Genomic DNA, 25,247 nt, shown 5'->3' on the forward strand with positions numbered 1-25,247 from the left:
CCCCGTCCTAAGTGGGGCGCAGTCCGAAGCGCCCCTCCCTTGCCGCCGCCTGCGCCTCGTGAAACGCCTGCGGCCGCCAAAGTTGAAAATGATCCGAGCGCCCGACGAAGGTGACCTCCGTGTCGATGCCCGTGAAGTCCCGGATGAAGTCCGTGACCATCAGACGGCCTTCCGCATCGAGCCTCATATAGACCCCGCCACCGTGAACCAGCAGCGACATCCTGTTCGCTTCCGGCGAAAACGGATCGACGGTTGCGATCTGCCGCTCGTACCGATCCAGCAGATCCGGACCGCCGACGCTGATCGCCGGATAGATGAAATCCTGAAGACAATAAAGCTCCTGGACCCCTCTGTCGGCCAAGACGGAACGAAAGCTCGCGGGCACAGAAACGCGCCCCTTCGCATCGATCCGGTTGGTTGCATTCGACAGGAAGCGGTTGATTACGCCCGACATCCGTCCCGCTGCTCCTCAGGGCGTGAAATGCCCCCTGACATACGACTGAACCAGACACGGCTTCGCCAACCACACGGATGAGAATCCGCCCGGCCGAGCGACTGAAACTTGGTGATTGGCGGGCACTCATTTGCCCTTCAACAGTATGCATCTGGGATAACATGGGACCATATGGGCGTCAATGGGAAGAGGCCCCGCAGCAAGGCCGCAACAGCGTTTATTTATGAGCTGTTAAGTTTAACAAAGGGTTAGTAGAGGCCGCCGAGAAAGAGGTTCGACAGCTCCCGCTAAGCCGCAATCAGTAGCAGGTCAAGCTTTTGAAAAATCTATAATTTTCGCATCCACTCACATGCATCAGCGCCTCCGGACGTTGTTCGTCCAGAGGCGTTGATGGATGCAAATTGTGGAGCCAGTTGGCCTGTAAGCCGGGTTCTGTAAGGCCCCGGTGCGAACACCGGAACGCGGCAGCCATTCATCTGGGACGGTGCTTGCACACCGCCTCGCGCAACCCACCCGGATGACTGGCCCAGAAACAGGCTGTAGGTGCTGAAAGCACCCCGCGTCATCCCTATTCGGTCTTGCTCCCGGTGGGGTTTACCATGCCGCTCCTGTCACCAGCAGCGCGGTGGGCTCTTACCCCACCCTTTCACCCTTACCCCGCCAGCTCTTGCGCTCGATGGAGGAGCGAAACAGCAGGCGGGGCGGTTTCCTTTCTGTGGCACTTTCCCTGGGGTCGCCCCCGCCGGACGTTATCCGGCACCGTGTTTCCGTGGAGCCCGGACTTTCCTCACCCTACCGCCTTTCGGCATTGGTAAAGCGCGGCTGCCCGGCCAACTGGCAAGCGGTGAGATAGTCGAGTTGCCCGACAAACACCAGCGGAAAGGAAGCCGAACGCCTCAGACGAAGTTCGCCCGAAAATCCGCAGAATAGACATCATCCTGAATGGCCCCGTGGAAGATGAGCTCCGCGCCGAGCCGGCCAATCTCGTCCGAACTCTTGGCGGCGGCACCGCAGCCACCCGACAAAACGCCGATGCGGTCCGAATCGGACATCGAGATCGCCGGATAGCCCGTTGGCGTGAACGAGGTGACGCAGGCCGCCATCGAGGTCCGCGACAGGTCGAGTTCCGGCATCAGCCGGGCCATCACGCTCATCAGGTGACGATGCGTGCTGTCGCGGCCGCCGGAGCGGAACCAGGCGCGGATGTCGCCCTCGCGCTCCAGAAGTAGATCGTCGGGATCGCCGCCGATCTTCAGGTAAAGCCTTCCGTCTGGGTAGCGGACAGGCGGCAGGAGATAGATCCCGTCCTCCTCCTCGTTCCATTTCCAGATCAGCGAGGGCACCCTGCCCCACACCTGCATCGCGCTTTCGTCCACCTCGTAGAAGGCGACGGTGCGGGCGAAGACATCGAGGGCAAGCCGGCGTGGCAACAGCGCCTCGTTGATCGAGAAGCCGCCGGCGGCGATCAGCACCCGTTCGGCGCAATAGTCATTGCCCTCTGCGGTCGTCACCACGGCCCTGCTGCCGTCATCGCGCACCGAGGCTGCCGTCTCGCGCAGCAGCGAGCAGCCCTGACGTTCGGCCAGCAGCATCTGCGCCTTCACCAGCCGGCGCGGGTTGATGTGGCCGGCATCCGTCGCTTCCCAGACGCCCTCGCTCGCGCGTGGAAAGGCGAAGCAGGAGAAACGCTGCTGCAGATCGGCGTCATCGAGCACCTCGGGCTGCACCTCGAGACGGTCGGCTGCATCCAGAACATTTCCGACATAGGATGGGCCACCGGCACGCTTCGGTCCGACCAGCAGGCAACCGGCCTCTGAGTAGAAATCCACGCCGCTGTCCGCCGCGATCTGCGGGTACCGGGCGATCGAGCGGTGCGCGAGACGGGCCCAGACCGGATCGGGATCGATCGTGCGGGTGATTCGTGCTTCGTCGTAGTGGCTGGCAAAGACACCCTCGTGGGTCTTCGGGTCGGTCGGCTCGGCCGGCCCCAGGAGCGCCACCCCATCCGTCCACTGCGACAGATGCCGTGCGGCCGCCGCCCCCATCATGCCTGCACCAATGATCAGGTATTTGAAGTGCTTCGTCATTCCCATGCCTCACTGAAAGACCGGCGCCATCTGGTGCCCGAAATCATCTTCGCCCAAAGCGCCCTTGAGCAGCAGGAGCGACCCCAGCCGCCCGATTTCGTCCGATGACTTGGCGGCCACGAAATTGCCGCCGGTCAGAACCGCAATCCGCGGCGATTCGGTATATCCGGCATAAGGCCGCGCAGTCGGCGTGAAGCTGGCGACGCAGGCGGCCGATGAGGTGGGGCACCCGGCAAGGCCCGGCATCAGCTGCAGGGCGATGTCGATCAGGCGCTGCCGCTCCGCCGCATCCCCGGACGTCCGGAACCAGGCCTGCAAGTCCTCCAGCCTGTCGAACCCGCCGGCCTCAATGTCGCCGCCAAGCTTGAGGTAGACTTTGCCGTCGGGATAGCGGACGGGCGGCAGGATGTAGACGTGATCCTCCTCCCTGTCCGTGAAGACGATCGTCGAGGGCATGGTGGAAAACGTCGCCATCTCCGCCTCGGCGAGCTCGAAGAACACGACGGTCCGCGGTGCCGCTCGCAGGGCGAGCGGGCGCGGCAGAAGGCCCTGGAAATTGCTGAAGGCGCCTGCGGCGACCAGCACGCGCTCGGCAAGGTAGTCTCCATCCCCCGTCTGGACCCGGACCCGATCGCCCTCGTCGCGGACGGAAGTCACCATCTGGGCAATGTGACGGACGCCGCCGCGCCTCGCCAGCAGCGTCTGGGCCGCAACAAGCGCGCGAGGGTTGATATGGCCGGCCCTCGTTTCCTCGAGGTAGCCCGTCACATGCGACGGGAAGTCGAACTGCGGGAAGCGGGCGTTAAGCTGCGTGGACGGCACCGTCTCCACCGGAAGATCCATAGACCGTGCCACGGCGGAGGCTCGGTAGAGATAGTCCGCCTCCGAGCGCGGCTCCGGGCCGACGAAAAGGCAGCCCGCCTCGCGGTAGAAGCCGATCCCGCTTTCGATTTCGATCTGGCGGTACCGTTCAATGGAGCGGACAGCAAATGTTGCCCAGAGGGTGTCGGCATCGAAACGGCGAGTAATGCGGGCCTCGTCATAGTGGCTGGAAAATACCCCGTCATGCGACTGATAGTCTGCGGGCTCCGCAGGGCCGATCAGGGCCACACCGTCGGTCGCTCGGGAGAGATGGCGGGCGGTAGCGGCACCGAACATGCCGCCACCGATGACGATATACCTGAAGCTCTCTGCCACGCCTGCCCCTGCCGGTCGAATGGATCCGAATAGGTCTTAGCCGCTCCCGGGCATTAAGCGCCAGTGGCAAAGCAGCACAGCAGGATCAGGACTGCAAGAGAGCCATGACCTTGCCGCAGTAGCGCTTGGAGATCGGGTTCATCCGCTTGGCGCCGTGGCCGGCGTTGTACTTGAGGATGGTCCCGCAGGTCTTTCCACCGCCGAGCTCGTGGGCTGCAGCAAGGTACTTCATGCCGAACTCGATGTTGGTTTCCGGATTGTAGAGGCTCTTGACGCTGCCCTTGTAGCCCATCATCCGCGCCGTCGCAGGCTTGATCTGCATGAGGCCGACCTCGCCGGCGCGGCCGCGCGCCTTGGCGTTGAAGTTGCTCTCGACCTCCACGACCGCATGCGCAAGGTCGACCGGCACGCCGTAGGCCTTGGCGTATTTGGTGATGATCTTGGAATAGGGATTGGCGGCCTCCGTGGCAGCGGACAAGGCGCCTTTTGCGGATGCATAGCCGGACTTGCTGACTTTCGATTGCAGCGCGACGGTCTTCGTCTTCACTTTTTCCTCGCCGGCGAATGAAGCCTGGGGAACAGCGATGAGCATGGAGAAACATGCCGCAGCGGCAACAATTGCATTTTTCATTTTCGGGGAAGCTCTCCGATTGCAAGGTCTCGTCTGGACAAGCGCCAGCCTCTGCGCACCGCGTCGGGAAGACGCTGCGGCAGTGGGTAGGACCCACGGTTCATTGATGTTTGCGGCCCCCCGTCCTTCGGTGTCGGCCACGTCGATGGAGTGGGTTTTAACCGGCGTAATGCGGAAATGATGTGGCACCGGCATTTTTTTGCTGCGGCGCGGGGGAACCGAAGCTCGGTTCGGGCATTAAGTGAGGTTGAATTTCGGCAGTGACGCGATCAGCCGATGCAGCGTATCGATCGTCGAGATGTCGGCGATCCCATCGACCCGCTGCGGGCGAAAATGGCGCTGGAACGCCTCGACGATGCCCTTGGTTCTTTCGTCGAAATATCCTGTGATCTCAACATCGTACCCGTAGATCGACAGCATCGACTGCAGGGCCTCGATCGGCTGTCCTGTCTCGCCCCGCTGGAAGAAACGGCCGCTGGTGATCGGCGCCGGCTCGACCCAGTGTCCGACGCCTGCCGCGTGCAGTGCCGACCAGGGGAAATTTTCACCCGGATCGATCTTGCGGATGGGGGCGATATCGGAGTGCCCCAGCACCCTTTCGGGTGCAATCCCCCACCGCGAGCCGCAATCGAGACACAATCTGACAACGGCTTCGATTTGAGCCGCCGGAAATGGAGGTAAACCACCCGGGTGCCCGGCGTTGGCGATTTCGATGCCGATCGAGCTGGAGTTGATGTCGCTCTCGCCGCCCCAGCAGCTTTTGCCGGCATGCCAGGCCCGTTCGCGCTCCGGCACCATCTGCACGACGCGTCCGTCGTCATGGACGAAGTAGTGGCTGGACACCTGGCTGTCGGGATTGCAGAGCCAGGACAGAGCCTGCTCGTGATCCGGCATGCCCGTGTAATGCAGGATGATCATGTCCGGGCGGCGCTGATCGTTGCGATGCCCGTGATTGGGTGAGGGTCTGACCATTGCGCCGGAAAAATCGGCGGCGAATTCGCTCATGCGGCGCGGCGCTCTTTCTCGATTGCAGCGTAGGCCGCATTCAGCGCTGCCATGCGTTCGTTGGCGGCGGCGTGCAGGGCCGCAGGCACGCCACGCGCAATCAGCCGGTCCGGGTGGTGCTCCGACACGAGCCGGCGGTAGGTCTTGCGGATCGCGGCGAACTCATCGTCCGGCGAAACACCGAGAACCAGATAGGGATCCCTCCCCTCGATATGGACGTGGCGGGCCAGGATCCGGCGGAAATGCTCTTCGTCGATCTTGAAGATGTCGGCGATGCGCGCCAAGAACTCCAGTTCCTTCTCGTGGATCAGGCCGTCGGCCTTGGCGATATGGAAGAGCCCGTCGATGACGTTCTCGAGCATCGGACAATTGTCGTCGCCGCTGCCGCAAAGCCCCGACAAACGGGTGGCATAGGCCTCGTAGCCGGCAATATCCTGACGGGCGAGATTATAGAGACGCGCCACGTTCTGCGCTTCCTCCAGCGGGAAATCGAAGATCTGCCGGAAGGCGTCCACTTCCTTTTCCGTCACCAGTCCATCCGCCTTGGCCATCTTGGCCGAGAGCGCAATGATGGCCACCGAGAACGACACCTGACGGCGCATTTCCGGATCGCCCTCGAAGAGGGTGCGGATCGCTTCGACCACCCGGCCGAGCGCACCGCCAGCGGCGTCGCCGATGGCGCCGATCAGCCTGTCCCAGAGGGAGGAGATTTGGAAGCAGGAAAAATCAAAAATCATGCCGCAGATGACCAGATATTCGGGTTGGATGCAATAAGTCGAACGTCCCGGAAAAGATTAAACTCTGTTCATCCTTTCCGAACAACGAACCCAACCGGCAGATCTTCCAGCAGTTCCGAAGCAGATCGATTTCACTCTCGCTTCGCATTCGGTTCCGGTGGCCAACGTCCGGCAGGGACGCAAAAACATCCGCACAGGTTCTTGGAGTTGCATTACGGGAGTTTTCCACAGCCGGATCTCCAACCCCTTCACTTTGAACCGATTAGATCGCCCGCCTCCTGCGGGAAGTGGACCGATCTCGTCGAAACACCCGATTTCCTTGGCAAATTTTCTTTACAGCCGCAGCTGTGTGCTCCATCCATGGCGCACGATCCGAAAGGCGGAAGCCGGCGCAGGCTGGCGCACAGGGAGGCTTGAGATGGCGAAACAGAAAGTGGCAATGCTGACTGCGGGTGGACTGGCCCCCTGTCTTTCATCTGCTGTCGGCGGACTGATCGAGCGATACACGGACATCGCCCCGGAGATCGAGCTTGTCGCATACCGGTCCGGCTACCAGGGCCTGCTGAAAGCAGATCACATCGAGATCACGCCAGACATTCGCGAAACCGCCCACCTTCTCCACCGCTACGGCGGCTCGCCAATCGGCAACAGCCGCGTCAAGCTCACCAATGCCGCCGACTGCGTCAAGCGCGGCCTCGTCAAGGAGGGGCAGAACCCGCTGCAGGTCGCAGCCGACCGTCTGGCCGAGGACGGCATCACCATTCTCCACACCATCGGCGGCGACGACACCAACACCACGGCGGCGGATCTGGCCGCCTATCTTGGCGCCAACGGCTACGACCTCACCGTCGTCGGCCTGCCGAAAACCGTCGACAACGACATCGTCCCGATTCGGCAGTCGCTCGGCGCCTGGACGGCCGCTGAGGTCGGTGCGCATTTCTTCGACCACGTCAGCAACGAGCAGAGTGCCGCCCCGCGCAGCCTCGTCATCCACGAAGTGATGGGCCGCCACTGCGGCTGGCTCACCGCCGCCACCGCCCGCAAGTACATCCAGCGCACCCAGCATAACGAATATGTCGAGGGCCTGATGATGAACACCTCGATGAAGAACATCGATGGGCTCTATCTCCCGGAGATGGCCTTCGATTTCGAGAAGGAGGCGGAACGCCTGCGCCAGGTGATGGACGAACGCGGCTATGTGACGCTCTTCGTCTCCGAGGGAGCCTGCCTCGACGCCATCGTCGCCGAGCGCGAGGCCTCCGGCGAAGACGTCAAGCGCGACGCCTTCGGCCATGTGAAGATCGACAGCATCAATGTCGGCCACTGGTTCCAGAAGCATTTCGCCGCCAAACTCAATTCCGAGCGATCGATGGTCCAGAAGTCCGGCTATTTCGCCCGGTCAGCTCCGGCCAATCCTGGCGATCTGCGCCTGATCCAGAGCATGGTCGATCTGGCCGTGGAGAGTGCCCTCAACAAGGTCTCCGGCGTCACCGGCCATGACGAAGATCAGGAGGGACGTTTGCGAACAATCGAGTTTCCGCGAATTAAAGGTGGAAAACACTTCGATCTGTCGGCAAAATGGTTCGCAGACGTCATGGATTTCATTGGCCAGCCGTTCGAGGCCGCCTGATCCGGACGCCTGAAATCGCAATGCTGAGGAGGACGTGATGACGGCCGAAACCTGGGTAGCCTTCTGTGCTGCAGCCATCCTCCTCACGCTGCTTCCGAGTCCCCTGGCCAGCCTGATTGCGCGGTTCGCCGTTCAGAGAGGCCGCCGCAGCGCCTTGGTCACCGTCCCCGGCGTCGCGCTGGGGATGGGCACCGCCCTGACGGTCACCGCGCTTCCGCTGGCGGCCATTGTCTGGGCGGCACCGGCCCTGCGCGAGCCGCTTTCGTGGCTCGGCCTGGCCTATCTGCTCCTCTACATTCTCTGGTCGTTCCAGGAGCCGTCCGCCCGCGCGCCGCTCGCCAGCAACGACAATCTGCCGCAACAGCGGCCGCTGGGAATCTTCGTCCATTTTTTCCGGGGATGCCTCGCGACAGGCCGATACCTGGTGGTTCTGGCAGCCCTTCTCTCCCAGTTCCTCGAGCCGGTCATGGCCGCGCCGGCTCTAGCAATGGAGATGCAGGCGGCCTTCCTGCTGGCGGTGGCGGCCGGTGCCACACTGCATGTTCTCTTCGCTCGCCGCACCCTGAACCGGCTCCGCCGACCCGCGCCGCGACATCCAGCCTCGCACAAGATGCAAACCAGATATATCGCCCGCCGCGCCGTCAGCGCCGGGTTCCGGCGCATTGCCGCATGAGGGCGACTTGTTCCCCTGATGGGAATGGGTTAATGAGAAACCAGTTCGGTGGCGTTTGGGCGGCTGGGGACAAGCACGTAGACATCATGAGAGCGACTCCATGGCGATGAACCGTTTACTGACCCGTACCGCATTCGCCTCGCTGGCGTTGACCACGGCGCTTGCGGGATGTTCGAGTGTCGAGACGGCGCCAAGCAAAACGTCGCGCCTCCAGCCCGCGTCAAATCCCGTCCAGCAGACGGCAGCTGTCATCTCCTCCGCGCAGCCCTCCGCGACCACTGTCGAGGTTGCCGAGAACGGAACTTCCGGTGCCCAGGGTCCCGTGTCCAAGACCGGTCGCATCCACCTCGCCATTCCTGACACCGGTTCCGTCGCAAACGTTCAGCGGGCTGCCATGCAGGCGCCTGAGATGGCACCGCAGGTCGCTTACGCCACCAACAATCCGGTATCGGCGACAACGGCCGCCGTCGCAATCCAGTCCGTCGCGCCCGCAGCGACCGTCGATGTGGCGACGGAAACCGCCAGCATCGCCCCAACCCCGCTCGGCGGAGAGACCCTTACGGCGGAAGAGGCAGCGCTGACGCCGGACATGCGGTCCCTGCAGGCGGCCATTCCGATCCCCCGTCCCGACATCCAGGCGCTCGGCTATGCCAGCACCTCTGCTGCACCGGCAGCAACCGTGGCGACGCTTCAGGCTGTCGATACCCGCCGCCTGTTTCCGCCCGCACCGGGCGATCCGCTTCCGGAAACCGCGGCCGCAAGCCCGCCGGAACTGACCAGGCTCATCAAGCATTACGCCGGTCTCTACGGCATCCCCGAATCGCTGATCCACCGTGTCGTCCAGCGCGAGAGCCGCTACAACCCGAAGGCCTACCACAAGGACGGCTACTGGGGTCTCATGCAGATCAAATACGCGACGGCCAAGTCTATGGGCTACAACGGCCGTCCTGAAGGACTGCTCGACGCCGAGACCAACCTGAAATATGCGTCGAAGTATCTTCGCGGCGCCTGGCTTGTGGCTGACAACAGCAACGACAATGCCATCCGTCTCTATGCGCGCGGCTATTACTACGACGCCAAGCGCAAGGGTATGCTGGACGTGCTGAAGCAGTAGTCAGCGGCTCAACCTCACAATTTCCCGCACCAGCGGAACGACGTCGTAGCCTGCTCGGCGCGGCGTCAGGCCCAGACGCACGACCGCGATGTCCAGAGACGGCATGACGGCGATCGTCTGCCCGTCGTGCCCCTGCAGGAAGAAGGTATCCTCGGGAAGCTCAGTTTCGTCGGGGCCGGGAAGCCAGGTCTGCATTCGCGAATAACGGCCTTCCGACGTGCCATTCGGTTGCGACATCATCGCCACGAACCCCTCCGGCAACAGACGCTCGCCGTTCCACCGGCCGTCGCGCAGCAGGAAGAGCGCGAATCGCGCCCAGTCACGCGCGGTGGCATACATGTAAGAACTGCCGACGAAGGTGCCTGCCGCATCCACCTCCATCACCGCACTGTCCATACCGAGCGGCCGGAACAGGGCCTCCTGGGGGTAGGCGAGCGCCTCTGAGGGTTCGCCGATCCGGTTCATCCAGATGCGCGACAAGAGAACCGCAGTTCCGGAGGAATAGCTGAAGCGCGTACCCGGTTCGGCAACCAGCGGCGCGTCGGCGGCAAAGGCCGCCATGTCCGGCTCGAGATAGAGCATCTGCGTCACGTCGGTCACGGAGCCGTAGCTCTCGTTGAAGGCCAGCCCATCCTCCATCGCCAGAAGATCGGCGAGCGAGATTTCAGCCCGCGGGTCGCCCTGCCACTGGCGAAGCAGTCTCGTCTCGTCCATCCTCATCCGGTCCTGATTGATCAGCGTCCCGATGATCGCAGCGTTCACCGTCTTCGTCATCGACCAGCCGAGCAGCAGCGATTCGGGCGAAAATTCTTCGCCATAGGTCTCCGCAACGATCCGGCCGCCGCGCAGCACCACCAGCGCCCGCATGCCCGGGCCGGTGAAAGCAGGATCTGAAAGAAGGGCCGCAACAGATTGGTCGGACTCTGCAATCCGCCCCTCCGGCCACAGGCTTTCCACAGGCAGGTCTACCGCAGGGGCTCCTGCTATAGAGGCATCTTCCGGAGGACCGCCCTGCGGCAGCACAGTGCATCCCAGGCCCGCACGGTCGACGGCCTCGTTGCCGGAAAGGACGCCCAGGAACGCCGCCTGCACACGACCCCTCGAGTAATCGACCTCCACCTGCATCAGCCGCAGCAGCGGATTGCCCGGCGCCTGGACATCAACCGACAGGACGCCATCGGCATCGCGACCGTTCAGGAACACGTTCGAGCAGACCATCTTGGCGGCATACCCCGCCCCGACCCGCAGCAAGGCCGGGGGCGAGAACAGCATCCAGAGGAGACCTCCGGCGACAACCACCGCAACGGCAACGGCGGCAAACTTCAGAATGCGGACGACACGGATCATGGCAGCTCCTGTGATGCTCCATGCAACCAGCAAACGGTCGGCAAGAAAACCCCTCATCCCTTTGCCCACAGGCCACGTCATCAATCTGTAGCACGGCGCGTCTAGATCCACGTGACACCAAGGCGGGAGATCTCAGGATGGCGGACGTTGCTCACCACGCGGGTTACCGCAAGAACCGGCCCCTCAAGGACGCGCTGCTTCAGCACAAGGCGCTGACGCGAAAGGGGCTTTCGGAACGGCTATTCGGGCTTCTGTTTTCCGGCCTCGTCTATCCGCAGATCTGGGAAGACGCCGACGTCGACATGCAGGCGATGGAGCTCGGTCCGAAGCACAGCATTGTCACGATCGGCTCCGGCGGCTGCAACATGCTTGCCTATCTAAGCCGCGCACCACTGGCCATCGATGTCGTCGATCTTAACCCGCACCACATCGCGCTGAACAAGTTGAAACTTGCAGCCTACCGTCACCTGCCCACCCACAACGACGTCGTACGCCTCTTCGGGATGGATCAGGTGGGCACCAACAGCGCCAGCTACGACATGTTCGTCGCCGCCAACCTCGATGAGGCGACCCGCGCCTACTGGGAGCGCCGTAGCATGACCGGCCGCCGCCGGATCGAGGTGTTGAACGGCAACATCTACCGGACCGGGCTGCTCGGCCGTTTCATCGGTGCAGGCCATCTGCTGGCGCGCCTTCACGGCGTCAAGCTAACGGATTTCGTCGAGGCCCGCTCGCTGCGCGAACAGCGTCACTTCTTCGAGACCGAGATCGCGCCGCTGTTCAACAAGCCGCTGATCCGCTTCATCACCAACCGCAAGAGCTCGCTCTTCGGCCTCGGTATCCCGCCGCAGCAATACGACGAACTGGCGCGCGGCGCCGAGGGCGGTTCGATTGCGCCGGTTCTTCGCCAGCGCCTGGAAAAGCTTGCATGTCACTTTCCGCTCCGCGACAATCATTTTGCCTGGCAGGCCTTCGCGCGCCGCTACCCGGCCACTCACGAAGGCAGCCTGCCAACCTATCTGCGTCCTGAGAACTACCTGACGATCCGTGACAACGTCGAACGGGTCACCGTCCACCACGCAAGCTTCACGGATCTGCTGGCGAAAAAGCCGACCGCTTCAGTCGACCGCTATGTGCTGCTGGACGCCCAGGACTGGATGACCGATGTGCAGCTGAACGAACTGTGGTCGGAAATCAGCCGCACCGCGGCTCCCGGCGCCCGCGTCATCTTCCGCACCGCAGCCGAGGACAGCGTCATCGAGGGCCGGGTCGCACAGCCGCTGCTGACGCGCTGGAGCTATCTTGCCGACCGCTCCAGGGAGCTGAACCTGCGCGATCGGTCCGCCATCTACGGCGGCTTCCACATCTACGAGTTGCGCGGATGAGCGAGCTTCCGCAGGCCGTCGGCGCCATGGACATCAAGGGCGAACACGCCGAGCGGATGGACCGGATGTACCGCTATCAGCGGCACATCTACGACGTGTCGCGCAAGTACTACCTCCTCGGGCGTGACCGGGCGATCCTCGACCTGCAGGTTCCTCGCGACGGGCGGCTGCTGGAAATCGGGTGCGGCACCGGGCGCAACCTCCTGAAGGCACATCGCCTTTACCCGACAGCACGCCTCTACGGCCTCGACATCTCCGCCGAGATGCTGAACAGCGCCCGCCGCCACTTCGAGCACGAGGTGACAAGCCCGGTCCTCGTCCGTGCAGACGCCACGAATTTCGACGCGGCAGAGTTCGGCACGGATCGCTTCGAGCGGGTGATGATCTCCTATGCGCTGTCGATGATCCCCGATTGGGAAGCCGCCATCGACGCGGCGCTGGCCGTCGTGGCGCCGGGAGGATCGCTGCACATCGTCGACTTCGGCCAGCAGGAGCGCCTGCCCCGCTGGTTCCGGAACATCCTCGTCGGCTGGCTTGCCCGTTTCCACGTCACGCCGCGGGCGCAGTTGCAGACCGCACTCGAGGACAGGCTGGAGCAAGCCAACGCCGACATGATCTTCGAGGAGATTGGCGGCGGCTATGCTTGGCATGCGATCGTGCGCAAGCGCATGTGACCCGTCTCCCCTTGCCCCGGCGCCGCTTTTGCGGCGTTATGGCGGGCAAGGAAGAGGAAGGCTTCAGGATCGGCGTATGCCTCTCCTGACGTCGCAGCATACAGGATATCGATGACACGGCTTCTGATCGCGCTCACGACCGTGGCGCTCCTGCTCACCGGATGCAGCGTCACCGACTACGACAGCCTGAGCACTGCATCGATTGTCCGGCCGAAATTCCAGGACAATGATCCGGTCGATTTCGGCGCCAAGCATCCTCACAGGCACGACATTCACGGCATCGACGTCTCTAAGTGGAACGGTGAGATCGACTGGCGGAAGGCGAAGGGATCCGGCGTCTCTTTCGCTTTCATCAAGGCGACCGAAGGCAAGGACCGCATCGACAGCGGCTTCGAGCGCAACTGGCGCCAAGCCGCCGCGGCCGGCGTTCCGCACGCGCCCTACCACTTCTACTATTTCTGCTCTACCGCCGACGACCAGGCCGACTGGTTCATCCGCAACGTTCCGAAAGCTTCGGTCCGTCTGCCGCCTGTCCTCGACGTGGAATGGAACCACGCCTCCCCGACCTGCAAGCTGCGTCCGGACTCAACCACGGTGCGCGCCGCCATGCAGCGGTTCATGGATCGCATCGAAGCCCATTACGGCAAGCGACCGATCATCTACACCACGGTCGACTTCCACCGCGACAACCTCGTCGGCCACTTCGACGACTACCATTTCTGGATCCGCTCGACGGCCGCGCATCCGGAAGGCATCTATGCCTCGCGGCGCTGGGCGTTCTGGCAGTATACGGCAACCGGCGTCGTGCCGGGTGTTCCCGGTGATACCGACATCAACGTCTTTGCCGGCACAGAGAAGAACTGGCGAACCTGGCTGGCCTCCGTCGGCAGCTGACGGCGGTCCGCAGGTGGCACCTGATCCGGCACACCCCGCCGCGCTTCCGTCACATTGATTGCCCAGACCCGGCAGACCTGTTTCCTCTTGCCGTTTGATGGAGCGCCCGATGCCGATAGCCCGCAACCTGATCCTCTCCGCCCTGTTGTCGACCGCTTTTGCCTCCTCGGCGCTGGCGCAAAGCTGCGGCGGCGACCTTGGCGCCTTTCTGGAAGGCGTGAAGGCGGAAGCCGTCGCCAAGGGCGTTCCAGCCGAGGCTGCCGACCGCGCGTTGGCGGGTGCAAGCATCGACCAAAAGGTCCTGTCGCGCGATCGCGCCCAGGGCGTCTTCAAGCAGACCTTCCTCGAATTCTCGCAGCGGACCGTGAGCCAGGCCCGCCTCGACATCGGGCGCCAAAAGCTCAAGCAATATGCGGACGTCTTTGCGCGCGCCGAGCAGGAGTTCGGCGTACCGCCTGGCGTGATTGCCGCCTTCTGGGCCATGGAGACCGATTTCGGCGCCGTCCAGGGGGATTTCAACACCCGCAATGCCCTCGTGACGCTGGCGCATGACTGCCGCCGCCCGGAGCTGTTCCGGCCGCAATTGCTGGCACTGATCGAGATGGTGCAGCACGGCGACCTCGACCCCGCCACCAGCACCGGCGCCTGGGCCGGCGAGATCGGCCAGGTCCAGATGCTTCCCGAAGACATCATCGCCTATGGCATCGACGGCGACGGTGATGGCCACGTCAACGTCAAGGAAAGTTCGCCCGACGCCATCCTGACGGCCGCCAAGTTCATCCAGAGCCTCGGCTTCCGCCCCGGCGAGCCCTGGATCCAGGAAGTGACGCTTCCCGCCGATCTGCCCTGGGAAAAGAGCGGCCTCGGCAACGAAGTGCCGGCCAGCGAGTGGTTTGCCATGGGCGTGACACCGCGCGACGGCGACACCGCCTCCGGCGCACTGCCGGCGGCGCTCGTGTTGCCGCAGGGCCGCAACGGCCCGGCCTTCCTCACCTATCCGAACTTCAACATCTATCTCGAATGGAACCAGTCGTTCATCTACACCACCTCGGCGGCCTATTTCGCCACCCGCCTGATGGGCGCTCCGATCTACCAGAAGGGCAACCCCGATACGGGTCTCGACGATGCCGGCATGAGGGCGCTGCAGACGAAGCTGCAGGGCGCTGGCCACGATGTCGGCAAGGTGGATGGCATTCTCGGATCCGGCACCCGCCGCGCCGTCCAGAAGGAACAGATACGCCTCGGACTGCCGGCAGACGGCTGGCCGACGCAGGAACTGCTACAGGCGCTCTGAGCACCAGGTTTGCCCGGCAAGATTTGGGTGGCGCACGGCGCTGCGCCCCCCTATTCCTTCGACTTCGCACGAGGGAGAATCGCGTGGCACCTGACTCACCGCAACGGCTTTCGGCAATGGCCTGGGGCCTTTTGCTGCTGCTCGGCCTGATCTGGGGCGGCTCGTTCTTCTTCGCCCGCGTGGCCGTCCTGGAAGTGCCACCCTTCACTCTTGTTTTCCTGCGGCTGTCGCTTGCCGCCTTGGCACTGCACATCTACCTGCATGGGCGCCGCGATCTCTACAGGACGCTTCGCCTCCACTGGCGGGCGTTCGCGATCATGGGCCTCCTCAACAATGCCCTGCCGCACACGCTGATCTTCTTCGGCCAGACGGAGATCGGTGCCGGCCTCGCCTCGATCCTCAACGCGACGACGCCGATCTGGACGGTGATCATCGCCAACCGCTTGACGACGGACGAGAGGCTGACGGGCGCCAAGCTCGCCGGCTGCGCCATCGGCTTGGCCGGCACCGCCGTCCTCATCGGACCAGCCCTCTCCTCGGCAGCCCATGCACCGGTCTGGGCCCTCGTCCTGCCGGTCGCAGCCGCGATTTCCTATGGATTTGCCGGCACCTTCGGCAAGCGCTTCCGTGGGGTGCCTGCCCCGGTGACGGCCACCGGCCAGTTGACGGCGTCGTCCCTAATGATGCTGCCGGTCGCCCTCGTCATGGACCAGTCCTGGTCGCTCCCCATGCCGAGCACGACCGCGATCCTCGCGATCCTTGGGCTTGCGCTCCTGTCGACTGCCTTCGGCTATCTGCTGTACTTCCGCATCCTGACACTGGCGGGCGCCACCAATGCCTCGTTGGTCACCCTGCTCGTGCCGCCCAGCGCCATCGTCCTCGGCGTCGTGTTCCTGGGCGAGCGGCTGACGTGGACGGACATGGCTGGGATGGCGCTCATCGCGCTTGGTCTGCTGGTCCTTGACGGCCGGATTTTCCGTCGCCTGAGTCCTGCTGCAGCGCGGTAGAAGCGCGTCCTGCGCGCCTCGATGCTCACGCAATGTATCGCCCCCTAACAGCAGGAGAGCGAAAATTTACGATCTATCCACCATATATTTTAATATGTTAATCGTTTCAAAACAAAGAGTTGAGCCTCATATTCAGCGATTCTAACGCAACCGAAGCACGCACTGCAGCATATAATTTACTTTTCAAACGGGTGAAAAGAGACATACACTCCCTCAGTCAGCACAAGGAGGCAGACATGGGACGCGCTTACTCTCTGAATGTCCTGGCAGTTGGTGTAGCATTTGTGTTCGTGGCTTCTATGCTCTTCATTTGAGCGCCACAGTTTTCACAACTACCGGTCATATCTGGCATCCGTGACAATCATATAAAGCTTTGAAAGCAGGAAACGCAGCTCCATCGGGCTGCGTTTCTTCTTTCGTGCAATCAGGCAGCGGCGCCCGTCTGTGCCTGCCGCTTCGGGCGGCCAAGTCGCTCCAGCACGGCGTTGACGAGGCCGGACCTGTTCATCGTGTAGATGTGGAAATCATCGATGCCGCGCCGCTGCAGATCTTCCATCTGCTCGGCAGCCACATCCGCGGCCACCTTTGCCCGCTCATCCGGCTTGTCGTCGAAACCCGCGAACCGGTCGTCCAGAAAGCTCGGCACCGATGCGCCGCAGCGTCCGGCGAAGCGCTTCAGCTGCGTCAGGTTCTGGATCGGCATGATCCCCGGCACGATGGGAATGCTGATGCCCGCCGCCCGCACCTTTTCCAGATAGCGTTCGAAGACGTCGTTCTCGAAGAAGAACTGGGTAAGAGCCCGCGCCGCGCCGGCATCGGCCTTGCGCTTCAAGGTCTCGATGTCGGCCGCCATGTCCGGGCTTTCCGGATGCTTCTCCGGATAGGCGGAGACAGAGATGTCGAAGTCGCCGAGGGCACGCAGGCCTGCCACCAGTTCGGCCGTATCGGTGTAGCCATCCGGATGCGGCACATAGGCGGCGCCGACGCCGCTGGCCGAATCACCACGAAGCGCGACGATGTGACGAACGCCGGTCGCCTTGTACTCGGCCACCACGGCATGCACTTCCTCGCGCGAGGCATCGACGCAGGTAAGGTGTCCGGCCGTCACGAGCGGCGTCTCCTCGACAAGCCGCCGGATCGTTGCCAGCGTCGGCGCCTTGGTGGAACCGCCGGCACCATAGGTGACGGAGACGAACTCCGGGTTCCAGTTGCGCAGTTCGGCAACCGTCTGCCAAAGCTGCTCTTCCATATCGGGGCCCTTCGGCGGAAAGAACTCGAAAGAAACGCTGAATGCGTCCCGTGAAATTTGACCGGTTCTCATGCGTGTTCTCCCTGAGTAGCCGTCACGTCGTGGGCCGAACTGGATTCGGCAATCAGCAAGCGTTTGTCGCGCGCAAGCCACAGCGTCGCCGTCAGCGACGGGGCGATCTTCTGCCCGGACGCCAGATCGACAACCTCGTCAACCTCAAGGCCAACCTTCTCAAGCCAGTCGCTGATGATCTGGTGTGAGAAGCCGAGGCGAACATGGGCATGCTCGTCGCGAAGATATTCAAGGGTATGGGGCGCCAGATCGACAATCAGAAGTCGCCCACCGGGCCGCAGCACCCGCGCCGCCTCGGCAATCGCCAGTTCCGGCTGGTCCAGGAAGTGCAGCACCTGGTGGATCGTGATGAGGTCGAAATCCTGACCCTCCACCGGCAGATTGAGGATATCCCCGTGCCGGACGGAGGCCTTGAGAATGCCGGCATTGTCCAGATTGGCGCGCGCAACCGACAGCATGTCGCGGCTCGCATCGACGCCGACGGCCCGCCTGTAGATGTCGGATAGCAGTTGCAGGATCCAGCCCGTCCCGGTTCCCAGATCCAGCAGCGAATCGACCGGCGTCCGGCCGATCAGCCGCAGCAGCGCCTTTTCGACGGCAGCATCGCTGACATGCAGGCGCCGCAGTTCATCCCATTCGGAGGCGTTGCGGCTGAAATAGGCCTGCGCCTTCTCCGCCCTCGCCCGCTTCACCGTTGCCAGCCGCTCGCCGTCGCGCACCAGGACCGGCTCATCTGTGGCGGCAGCGGCCAGCAGCGTCTGCACCAGCACCGCTGCGCGCCCGTCCTGCTTCAGGCGGAAGTAGGCCCAGGCGCCCTCCTGATACCGCTCAATCAGGTCCTCCTCCGCCAGAAGCTTGAGGTGACGCGAGATACGGGGCTGGGATTGGCCGAGAATTTCGGTGAGGTCGCTGACAGTAAGGTCGCCGTCGGCCAGCAGGGCCAGAAGGCGAAACCGCGTCGGTTCGCCGGCGGTCTTCAGCACATCCACCAATGTATCGAGCGACAAACCCATTCGCACCAGCCTTACGCAATCAAGATATAAAGATATCTTTATATGAGGCGGAGCGGTCGTGCAACCCGATTGTCGTCGTGTCGGTGTAAAAGCAGAAGGCCCCGGTCGCCCGGAGCCTTCGACACTGTCAGGTCCGTCTGACGATTAGCGCGTCAGGCGCTTGTAGGTCTGGCTGCCGGGGTTCAGCGCATCGGCACCGAGACGGCGGATCTTGTCCTGCTCGTAGTCTTCGAAGTTGCCTTCGAACCATTCCACATGGCCGTCACCTTCGAACGCGAGGATGTGGGTGGCAAGGCGGTCGAGGAACATGCGATCGTGGCTGATGATGATGGCGCAGCCGGCAAAGTTCTCGAGCGCCGTCTCCAGCGCGCCGAGCGTTTCCGTATCCAAGTCGTTGGTCGGTTCGTCGAGGAGGAGAACATTGCCGCCGGCCTTCAGCATCTTGGCCAGATGCACGCGGTTGCGCTGTCCGCCGGAGAGATTGCCGACCTTCTGCTGCTGGTCACCGCCCTTGAAGTTGAAGGCGCCGCAATAGGCTCTGCTGTTCATGTCGAACTTGCCGAGCTTGATGATTTCGGCACCGCCGGAAATTTCTTCCCAGACAGTCTTCGAACCGTCCAGCGCGTCGCGGCTCTGGTCGACATAGCCGAGATGCACCGTATCGCCAATGCGGATGGAGCCCGCATCCGGCGTTTCCTGCCCGGTGATCATCTTGAACAGCGTCGACTTGCCGGCACCGTTCGGTCCGATGATGCCGACGATGCCGCCTGGCGGCAGCTTGATCGACAGGTCATTGATCAGCGTGCGGCCTTCAAAACCCTTGGTGATGCCGTCAAGCTCGATGACCACCTGGCCGAGGCGTTCGGATACGGGGATGATGATCTGCGCATCGCCCGGCCGGATCCCTTCCGCGGCATCCACCAGCTGCTCGTACGACCGGATACGGGCCTTTGACTTGGCCTGGCGTGCCTTCGGGCTGGAGGCGATCCATTCCTGCTCACGCGAGATTGCCTTCTGGCGACCGGCATCTTCACGCGCTTCCTGCTGCATGCGCTTGGCCTTGGCGGTGAGATAGGCCGAGTAATTGCCTTCGTAGGGAATGCCACGCCCGCGGTCGAGCTCGAGGATCCAGCCGGTGACGTTGTCGAGGAAGTAGCGATCGTGGGTGATCATCATCACGGCGCCGGGATAGGCGCGCAGGTGCTTCTCGAGCCAGGCGATGGTTTCGGCGTCGAGGTGGTTGGTCGGTTCGTCGAGCAGCAGCAGGTCCGGCTGCGACAGAAGCAGCCGGCACAGCGCGATACGGCGACGCTCACCACCGGAGAGGACCGAGACGTCGGCATCCTTGGGCGGGCAGCGCAGCGCTTCCATCGCCATCTCGACCTGCTGTTCCAGGTCCCAGAGGTTCTGGCTGTCGATGACGTCCTGCAGCTTTGCGCCTTCTTCCGCCGTCTCGTCGGAATAGTTCATCATCAGTTCGTTGTAGCGGTCGAGCACGGCCTGCTTGTCGGCCACGCCTTCCATGACGTTCTCGAAGGCGTTCTTCGTCTCGTCGAGATGCGGCTCCTGCTCCAGGTAGCCAACGGTCGCGCCCTCGGCGAGCCAGGCTTCGCCGTTGAACTCCTTGTCCTGGCCGGCGATGATGCGCAGCACGGTCGACTTACCGGCGCCGTTTGGACCGAGGATACCGATCTTGGCGTCCGGGTAGAAGGACAGGCTGACGTTCTCAAGGATCTTCTTGGCGCCGTAGGACTTGTTCAGTCCCGACATGTGATAGATGAACTGGCGTGCCATCGTGAATTGCTCCGGGCAGAAATGGGAAGTTGCCGCTATGTAGGCGAAACGGGCGCGCGGAGCAATGCGCAGGCGCCCAACGGAGGGGTAATGTTCAGCGAAACGAGACGTTTTGAAAGTCCGACCGGCGCCAGCCTTGCCTATCGCCACCGTGAGGGGGGGGCTTCCGCCGTCGGCATTCTCCTGATCTGCCACGGACTGGCGGAGCATTCCGGGCGCTACGGGGCTTTCGCGGACACGATGGCGGGAGCGGGGTTCCACGTCTACGCCCACGACCATCGCGGCCACGGCAAGACGACCGCTCCGGATGCCGTTCCCGGCCGCTTCGCCGAGCGTAATGGCATGCGCAAGGTAGTCGACGACGTCTGCGCCATGCGCGACATGGCTGCCATGGCACATCCCGGCCTGCCCGTCATCCTCTTCGGTCACTCCATGGGTGGCCTCATTGCCTTGAACGCTGCCGTCGATCGGCCCGACGACTTCCAGGCGCTGACCATCTGGAATTCGAACTTCCACCCCGGACCTGCCGGGCGCGTCGCGCAGGCCGTCCTTCTGGCGGAACGGGCGCTGAAGGGTTCCGACGTGCCGAGCACCATCCTGCCGATGGCAACCTTCCGGACCTGGGGACGCTCGATGCCGGAAAAGCGAACCGAGGCGGACTGGCTGAGCAATGATCCCGCGGAAGTCGACGCCTATCTCGCCGATCCCCTGTGCGGCTTCGACGCCAGCGTCTCGCTGTGGCTCGACCTGTTCGAGATGACCTACCGTGGCCCGACGCTCGTCGACAGGCTGCGCAAGGACATGCCGATCTACCTTGTCGGCGGCGAGAACGATCAGGCCACCAACGGCGGTCGTGAAATTACCTGGCTCGCGCGTCATCTGAAGAACCACGGATTGCAGCGTGTCACGAGCAGGGTCTGGCCGAAGACCCGTCACGAGACGTTAAACGACACGGTCCGCAACGAGGCAACGGCGGAATTCGCCACCTGGGCACGCCAGGCCGTCGGGCTCCAAACGGAATGAAGTGATGATATTTCTTCAAGTGCGGCCGCGGCTGCGCTTGGCTATAGATGCCCCCGTGGCCGGAGCTGATCGTTCCTGCCGCGCCTTGTGAAGAGTGGATCAGGATGAACTCCCCAGCCGGCGGCCTTGCCGCCACCCATGCCCCAACCGCCAGCATCGTCACCGGACTCCTGCTGATGCTGCTCGCCATGCTCGTGGCGCCCCTGATCGACACCTTCGCCAAGCTTGCCACCGACACCACGTCACCGACCATGATCACCGCCGGCCGCTTCGTCTTCCAGGCAATCTTCATGCTGCCGATCGTGATCTGGCACGGCCTGTGGCGCAGCTTCTCCTGGCGGATGAGCACGTTTCACGCAATTCGAGCCGCGCTCGTCACGGTCGGCATGATCTGCTTCGTCGCCACGCTCGCGGTTATGGAAGTGGCCGACGCGGTCGCCATCTTCTTCGTCGAGCCGATGATCCTGACGGTGCTGTCGAGCATCTTCCTGAAGGAAGTCGTCGGCTGGCGGCGCTACACCGCCTGCGGCGTCGGCTTCCTCGGCGCCATGATCATCATCCAGCCGAGCTTTGTCGATATCGGCTTCGTGGCGCTGCTGCCCATCGCCACTGCCTTTTGCGTCGCGGTCTTCGCGCTGATGACGCGCGCGCTGGCGCGGCACGAGAACCCCTGGGCCATGCAGTTCCAGATGGCGCTCTGGGGCATCCCGATTTCGGCGGCTCTGCTGGTCTTCGGCAGCGGAAGTGGCGTCACTTTTCTGGCGCCGTCCCTCCCGGACATCACGACGATGCTGTTTATCGTCGGCGTCGGCTTCTTTGCATCGCTTTCCGGCATCCTCTCCGTCTATGCCTACAGGGCTGCCCCGGCCTCCGTCCTTGCGCCCTTGCACTATTTCGAGATCGTCTCGGCGACATGGTTTGGGTGGCTGGTCTTCAGCGATTTCCCGGAGCCGATGACATGGCTTGGCATTGCCATCGTCATAGGCTCCGGCCTCTACATCATCTGGCGCGAACGCCGCGCCGCCTCCAAACCCGTGACTTCGGCCGATCCGATCGTCACACCCTAGACAGGGAAACCATGGACGAGAGCCAGACGAAAAAACCGCCCCTGACCGGCATCCGGGTCATCGAACTGGCCCGCGTGCTGGCGGGTCCCTGGGCAGGCCAGATGCTCGCCGATCTCGGGGCAGACGTGATCAAGGTGGAGAACCCGGAAGGCGGCGACGACACGCGTGCCTGGGGACCGCCCTTCGTCGAAGGCAAGGACGGCGAGAACCTTTCGGCCGCCTATTACCACGCCACCAATCGCGGCAAGCGGTCGGTCGCCGTCGACCTGAAGACGGCAGAAGGACAGGAGATCGTCCGCCAGCTGGTGGCGACCGCCGACGTGGTGATCGAGAACTTCAAGCTCGGTGGCCTGAAGAAATACGGACTGGACTACGAGAGCCTGAAGGCGAACAATCCGAAGCTGGTCTATTGCTCGATCACCGGCTTCGGCCAGGACGGCCCCTATGCCAATCTGGCCGGCTACGACTACATCGTCCAGGGCATGTCCGGCTTCATGTCGGTGACCGGCGAGGCCGACGGCCAGCCGATGAAGGCGGGCGTCGCCATTGCCGACATCTTCACCGGCATCTATGCCGTGGCGGCCATCCAGGCGGCGCTGATCCATGCCATGAAGACCGGCGAAGGCCAACTGGTGGACATGGCGCTGCTCGACGTGATGTCGGCGGTGCTCGCCAACCAGAACATGAACTACCTGGTCTCCGGCACCCCGCCAACCCGCCTCGGCAACGCCCATCCCAATATCAGCCCCTATGAGGTCATTCCTGTCGAGGACGGCCACATCATCCTCGCCGTCGGCAATGACGGCCAGTTCCGCCGCTTCTGCCGCGTCCTCGGCATCGAGGCCCTGGCCGACGACGAACGTTTTTCGACCAACCAGGCCCGCGTCGCCAACCGGCTTGCCCTGCGGCCGCTGCTGGTCGCGCAGACGCAAGCCTGGCCGAAGGCAGCCCTGCTTGCCGCCTGTGGCGACAACGCCGTCCCGGCCGGACCGATCAACTCGGTCGCCGAGATGTTCGAGGATCCCCAGGTGAAGGCGCGTCAGCTGCGCATCGACCTCCCGTCAGCCGACGGCACCGTCATTCCAGGCGTCCGCACACCGATCGTGCTCTCTGAGACGCCGCTTGCCTATCACCGCCCGAGCCCGAAGCTCGGCGAGCACACGCAAAGTGTGCTGTCAGAACTGAAACTCAAAGACACCAAGGGGAAAGACCGATGAAGACCGGAGGACAGCTGATTGTCGAGGCGCTGAAAGCGAACGGGGTAGAGCGCGTCTCCTGCGTGCCCGGTGAAAGCTATCTGGCGGTGCTCGACGCGCTTTACGACAGCGGCATCGAGGTCCTCGTCTGCCGCCAGGAAGGCGGCGCGGCGATGATGGCCGACAGCTGGGGACGACTGACCGGCCAGCCCGGGATCTGCATGGTCACCCGCGGACCGGGCGCCACCAATGCCTCCGCCGGGCTGCACATCGCCAAGCAGGATTCCATTCCGATGATCCTCTTCATCGGCCAGATCGGCCGCGACATGAAGGAACGCGAGGCCTTCCAGGAGGTCGAATACCGCCGCGCCTTCACCGAATTCGCCAAATGGGTGGGTGAGATCGACGACGCCCGCCGCATTCCCGAGTTCGTCACCCGCGCCTTCGCGGTCGCGACCTCCGGCCGCCCCGGCCCCGTCGTGCTGACACTGCCGGAGGACATGCTGGTCGAGGAGGTCGAAGCACCGGCGGCACGGGCCTATATGCCCGTCGAATCCCATCCCGGCCCGAGCCAGATGCAGGCGCTGGAAGTGATGCTGAAAGAGGCGCAGCGGCCGATGTTCATCCTCGGCGGCACCCGCTGGAGCCAGGAGGCCGTTTCCGACATGCAGGCGTTCGCCAGCCGCTTCAAGGTCCCGGTCGGCTGCTCCTTCCGCCGCCAGATGCTGTTCGATCACCTGCATCCGTCCTATGCGGGCGATGTCGGCATCGGCATCAACCCGGCACTGTTCAAGTCCATCAAGGAGTCCGACCTCCTCGTCCTCGTCGGCGCCCGCATGTCGGAAATGCCCTCCTCCGGCTATACGCTGATCGACATCCCATACCCGGCCCAGAAGCTGGTCCATGTCTACCCGGATCCGGAGGAACTCGGCCGCATCTACCGCCCGGATCTCGCCATCTGCGCCGCACCTGCCGAGTTCGCCGCCGCGCTGAAGCACATCGAGCCGCCGGCGGCGCCACTCTGGGCCGAGCGCAAGTCGGCGATGCACGACGCCTATCTGAAATGGTCGACCCCGCCGCAGACCGGTCCGGGCGCCGTTCAGATGGGACCGATCATGGAGTGGCTGGACGCCAATACCGCGGCCGACACGATCTTCACCAATGGCGCCGGCAATTACGCCACCTGGGTGCATCGCTTCCACCGCTTCCGCAAGTACAACACCCAGGCGGCTCCCACCTCCGGCTCCATGGGCTATGGCCTGCCGGCGGCCGTCGCCGCCAAGCAGCTGTTTCCCGAGCGTGAGGTGATCTGCTTTGCCGGTGACGGCTGCTTCATGATGCATGGCCAGGAGTTCATCACCGCCGTGCGCTACGGCCTGCCGATCATCACGGTGCTGGTCAACAACAGCACCTACGGCACGATCCGCATGCACCAGGAGCGGGAGTATCCCGGCCGCGTCAGCGCCACCGATCTCGTCAACCCGGATTTCGTCGCCTTCGCCAAGGCCTATGGCGGGTATGGTGAACTGGTGGAAAAGACGGCAGACTTTGCGCCCGCCTTCGAACGCGCCCGCGCCAGCGGCAAGCCGTCGATCATCGAGATCAAGCTCGATCCCGAGGCCATCACACCGACCCGTACGCTGACGCAGATCCGCGAGAAGGCCTGATATGAAAAAAAGCCGGCGCATCAGAGGGATGCGCCGG

At 63.4% G+C, this 25,247-nt stretch carries 22 protein-coding genes and 1 other RNA gene; 12 read left to right on the plus strand and 11 right to left on the minus strand.

Annotated features, from left to right (window positions below; translation table 11 throughout):
• Positions 1–7 precede the first annotated feature (7 nt).
• From mraZ to M1E10_RS18865, 7 genes are all read right to left on the minus strand, one after another.
• A complete protein-coding gene (gene mraZ, locus M1E10_RS18835) occupies positions 8–442 on the minus strand; it encodes a division/cell wall cluster transcriptional repressor MraZ (protein ID WP_499177228.1) in 435 nt (144 codons plus the stop codon).
• Positions 443–859: 417 nt separating this feature from the next.
• An RNA gene (gene rnpB, locus M1E10_RS18840) (RNase P RNA component class A) lies at positions 860–1,292 on the minus strand.
• 58 nt (positions 1,293–1,350) lie between these two features.
• Positions 1,351–2,541, minus strand: a complete 1,191-nt coding sequence (locus M1E10_RS18845) for an NAD(P)/FAD-dependent oxidoreductase (protein ID WP_499174321.1) — start codon at positions 2,539–2,541, stop codon at positions 1,351–1,353.
• 9 nt (positions 2,542–2,550) lie between these two features.
• Positions 2,551–3,738, minus strand: coding sequence for an NAD(P)/FAD-dependent oxidoreductase (locus M1E10_RS18850; protein ID WP_499174322.1), 1,188 nt, complete (start codon positions 3,736–3,738; stop codon positions 2,551–2,553).
• Between the two features lie 85 nt (positions 3,739–3,823).
• The gene (locus M1E10_RS18855) at positions 3,824–4,369 is read right to left on the minus strand and encodes a lytic transglycosylase domain-containing protein (protein WP_499174323.1); all 546 of its coding nucleotides are present in this window, start codon (positions 4,367–4,369) and stop codon (positions 3,824–3,826) included.
• Between the two features lie 237 nt (positions 4,370–4,606).
• The gene (locus M1E10_RS18860; RefSeq protein WP_499174324.1) at positions 4,607–5,374 is read right to left on the minus strand and encodes an N-acetylmuramoyl-L-alanine amidase; all 768 of its coding nucleotides are present in this window, start codon (positions 5,372–5,374) and stop codon (positions 4,607–4,609) included.
• Positions 5,371–6,111: a TerB family tellurite resistance protein gene (locus tag M1E10_RS18865; RefSeq protein WP_499174325.1), complete on the minus strand. Its 741-nt coding sequence runs from the start codon at positions 6,109–6,111 to the stop codon at positions 5,371–5,373. Before M1E10_RS18865 ends, M1E10_RS18860 begins: the two co-directional genes overlap by 4 nt.
• 418 nt (positions 6,112–6,529) lie before the next feature.
• Between M1E10_RS18865 and M1E10_RS18870 the strand changes: the two genes are divergently transcribed.
• The 3 genes from M1E10_RS18870 (at position 6,530) to M1E10_RS18880 (ending at position 9,528) form a co-directional block, all read left to right on the plus strand.
• Positions 6,530–7,741, plus strand: a complete 1,212-nt coding sequence (locus M1E10_RS18870; RefSeq protein WP_499174326.1) for a pyrophosphate--fructose-6-phosphate 1-phosphotransferase — start codon at positions 6,530–6,532, stop codon at positions 7,739–7,741.
• A 37-nt stretch (positions 7,742–7,778) separates the two neighbouring features.
• Positions 7,779–8,414, plus strand: coding sequence for a LysE family translocator (locus tag M1E10_RS18875; RefSeq protein ID WP_499174327.1), 636 nt, complete (start codon positions 7,779–7,781; stop codon positions 8,412–8,414).
• 100 nt (positions 8,415–8,514) lie between these two features.
• Positions 8,515–9,528, plus strand: a complete 1,014-nt coding sequence (locus M1E10_RS18880) for a transglycosylase SLT domain-containing protein (RefSeq protein WP_499174328.1) — start codon at positions 8,515–8,517, stop codon at positions 9,526–9,528.
• Here M1E10_RS18880 and M1E10_RS18885 read toward each other — a convergent pair whose 3' ends face one another.
• Positions 9,529–10,875, minus strand: coding sequence for a serine hydrolase domain-containing protein (locus tag M1E10_RS18885; RefSeq protein ID WP_499174329.1), 1,347 nt, complete (start codon positions 10,873–10,875; stop codon positions 9,529–9,531).
• A 137-nt stretch (positions 10,876–11,012) separates the two neighbouring features.
• Between M1E10_RS18885 and M1E10_RS18890 the strand changes: the two genes are divergently transcribed.
• The 5 genes from M1E10_RS18890 (at position 11,013) to M1E10_RS18910 (ending at position 16,129) form a co-directional block, all read left to right on the plus strand.
• On the plus strand, positions 11,013–12,260 hold the full coding sequence (locus M1E10_RS18890; RefSeq protein WP_499174330.1) for a BtaA family protein: 1,248 nt from the start codon (positions 11,013–11,015) through the stop codon (positions 12,258–12,260).
• Positions 12,257–12,934 carry a class I SAM-dependent methyltransferase gene (locus M1E10_RS18895; RefSeq protein ID WP_499174331.1) on the plus strand — a complete coding sequence of 226 codons (678 nt, stop codon included), beginning with the start codon at positions 12,257–12,259 and terminating at the stop codon, positions 12,932–12,934. The genes M1E10_RS18890 and M1E10_RS18895 overlap by 4 nt, the downstream gene beginning before the upstream one ends.
• 111 nt (positions 12,935–13,045) lie before the next feature.
• The gene (locus M1E10_RS18900; RefSeq protein WP_499174332.1) at positions 13,046–13,828 is read left to right on the plus strand and encodes a glycoside hydrolase family 25 protein; all 783 of its coding nucleotides are present in this window, start codon (positions 13,046–13,048) and stop codon (positions 13,826–13,828) included.
• 109 nt (positions 13,829–13,937) lie between these two features.
• Positions 13,938–15,122, plus strand: coding sequence for a lytic murein transglycosylase (locus M1E10_RS18905; protein WP_499174333.1), 1,185 nt, complete (start codon positions 13,938–13,940; stop codon positions 15,120–15,122).
• A 116-nt stretch (positions 15,123–15,238) separates the two neighbouring features.
• Positions 15,239–16,129 carry a DMT family transporter gene (locus M1E10_RS18910; protein ID WP_499177229.1) on the plus strand — a complete coding sequence of 297 codons (891 nt, stop codon included), beginning with the start codon at positions 15,239–15,241 and terminating at the stop codon, positions 16,127–16,129.
• A gap of 424 nt (positions 16,130–16,553) precedes the next feature.
• On the opposite strand, the gene metF is transcribed toward M1E10_RS18910, so the two are convergent.
• The 3 genes from metF to ettA all read right to left on the minus strand — a co-directional run bounded on the left by metF (position 16,554) and on the right by ettA (position 20,257).
• Positions 16,554–17,450, minus strand: coding sequence for a methylenetetrahydrofolate reductase (gene metF, locus M1E10_RS18915; protein WP_499174334.1), 897 nt, complete (start codon positions 17,448–17,450; stop codon positions 16,554–16,556).
• The gene (locus M1E10_RS18920) at positions 17,447–18,463 is read right to left on the minus strand and encodes an ArsR/SmtB family transcription factor (protein WP_499174335.1); all 1,017 of its coding nucleotides are present in this window, start codon (positions 18,461–18,463) and stop codon (positions 17,447–17,449) included. Before M1E10_RS18920 ends, metF begins: the two co-directional genes overlap by 4 nt.
• Positions 18,464–18,607: 144 nt before the next feature.
• Complete coding sequence (gene ettA, locus M1E10_RS18925) at positions 18,608–20,257, minus strand: ABC transporter ATP-binding protein (RefSeq protein ID WP_499174336.1); 1,650 nt, start codon at positions 20,255–20,257, stop codon at positions 18,608–18,610.
• A 90-nt stretch (positions 20,258–20,347) separates the two neighbouring features.
• On the opposite strand from ettA, the gene M1E10_RS18930 reads away from it, so the two are divergent.
• From M1E10_RS18930 to M1E10_RS18945, 4 genes are all read left to right on the plus strand, one after another.
• Entirely contained in the window at positions 20,348–21,280 is a 933-nt protein-coding gene (locus M1E10_RS18930; protein WP_499174337.1) for an alpha/beta fold hydrolase domain-containing protein, read from the plus strand.
• A 104-nt stretch (positions 21,281–21,384) separates the two neighbouring features.
• Positions 21,385–22,347 (plus strand): DMT family transporter, encoded by a 963-nt coding sequence (locus M1E10_RS18935; protein ID WP_499174338.1) that lies wholly within the window; start codon positions 21,385–21,387, stop codon positions 22,345–22,347.
• A gap of 11 nt (positions 22,348–22,358) precedes the next feature.
• Complete coding sequence (gene caiB, locus M1E10_RS18940) at positions 22,359–23,564, plus strand: CaiB/BaiF CoA transferase family protein (RefSeq protein WP_499174339.1); 1,206 nt, start codon at positions 22,359–22,361, stop codon at positions 23,562–23,564.
• Positions 23,561–25,210 carry a thiamine pyrophosphate-binding protein gene (locus tag M1E10_RS18945; protein WP_499174340.1) on the plus strand — a complete coding sequence of 550 codons (1,650 nt, stop codon included), beginning with the start codon at positions 23,561–23,563 and terminating at the stop codon, positions 25,208–25,210. The genes caiB and M1E10_RS18945 overlap by 4 nt, the downstream gene beginning before the upstream one ends.
• Positions 25,211–25,247 lie beyond the last annotated feature (37 nt).

It is taken from the genome of Rhizobium sp. PK7-22 (assembly GCF_056530405.1).

Coding starts and splice junctions, on each gene's coding strand:
- M1E10_RS18930 (WP_499174337.1), top strand. CDS start 20,348: ATGTTCAGCGAAACGAGACGTTTTGAAAGTCCGACCGGCGCCAGCCTT.
- M1E10_RS18870 (WP_499174326.1), top strand. CDS start 6,530: ATGGCGAAACAGAAAGTGGCAATGCTGACTGCGGGTGGACTGGCCCCC.
- M1E10_RS18935 (WP_499174338.1), top strand. CDS start 21,385: ATGAACTCCCCAGCCGGCGGCCTTGCCGCCACCCATGCCCCAACCGCC.
- caiB (WP_499174339.1), top strand. CDS start 22,359: ATGGACGAGAGCCAGACGAAAAAACCGCCCCTGACCGGCATCCGGGTC.
- M1E10_RS18905 (WP_499174333.1), top strand. CDS start 13,938: ATGCCGATAGCCCGCAACCTGATCCTCTCCGCCCTGTTGTCGACCGCT.
- M1E10_RS18945 (WP_499174340.1), top strand. CDS start 23,561: ATGAAGACCGGAGGACAGCTGATTGTCGAGGCGCTGAAAGCGAACGGG.
- M1E10_RS18885 (WP_499174329.1), bottom strand. CDS start 10,875: ATGATCCGTGTCGTCCGCATTCTGAAGTTTGCCGCCGTTGCCGTTGCG.
- M1E10_RS18860 (WP_499174324.1), bottom strand. CDS start 5,374: ATGAGCGAATTCGCCGCCGATTTTTCCGGCGCAATGGTCAGACCCTCA.
- M1E10_RS18910 (WP_499177229.1), top strand. CDS start 15,239: ATGGCCTGGGGCCTTTTGCTGCTGCTCGGCCTGATCTGGGGCGGCTCG.
- M1E10_RS18890 (WP_499174330.1), top strand. CDS start 11,013: ATGGCGGACGTTGCTCACCACGCGGGTTACCGCAAGAACCGGCCCCTC.
- M1E10_RS18880 (WP_499174328.1), top strand. CDS start 8,515: ATGGCGATGAACCGTTTACTGACCCGTACCGCATTCGCCTCGCTGGCG.
- M1E10_RS18920 (WP_499174335.1), bottom strand. CDS start 18,463: ATGGGTTTGTCGCTCGATACATTGGTGGATGTGCTGAAGACCGCCGGC.
- M1E10_RS18895 (WP_499174331.1), top strand. CDS start 12,257: ATGAGCGAGCTTCCGCAGGCCGTCGGCGCCATGGACATCAAGGGCGAA.
- M1E10_RS18865 (WP_499174325.1), bottom strand. CDS start 6,111: ATGATTTTTGATTTTTCCTGCTTCCAAATCTCCTCCCTCTGGGACAGG.
- ettA (WP_499174336.1), bottom strand. CDS start 20,257: ATGGCACGCCAGTTCATCTATCACATGTCGGGACTGAACAAGTCCTAC.
- M1E10_RS18845 (WP_499174321.1), bottom strand. CDS start 2,541: ATGACGAAGCACTTCAAATACCTGATCATTGGTGCAGGCATGATGGGG.
- M1E10_RS18900 (WP_499174332.1), top strand. CDS start 13,046: ATGACACGGCTTCTGATCGCGCTCACGACCGTGGCGCTCCTGCTCACC.
- M1E10_RS18875 (WP_499174327.1), top strand. CDS start 7,779: ATGACGGCCGAAACCTGGGTAGCCTTCTGTGCTGCAGCCATCCTCCTC.
- metF (WP_499174334.1), bottom strand. CDS start 17,450: ATGAGAACCGGTCAAATTTCACGGGACGCATTCAGCGTTTCTTTCGAG.
- M1E10_RS18855 (WP_499174323.1), bottom strand. CDS start 4,369: ATGAAAAATGCAATTGTTGCCGCTGCGGCATGTTTCTCCATGCTCATC.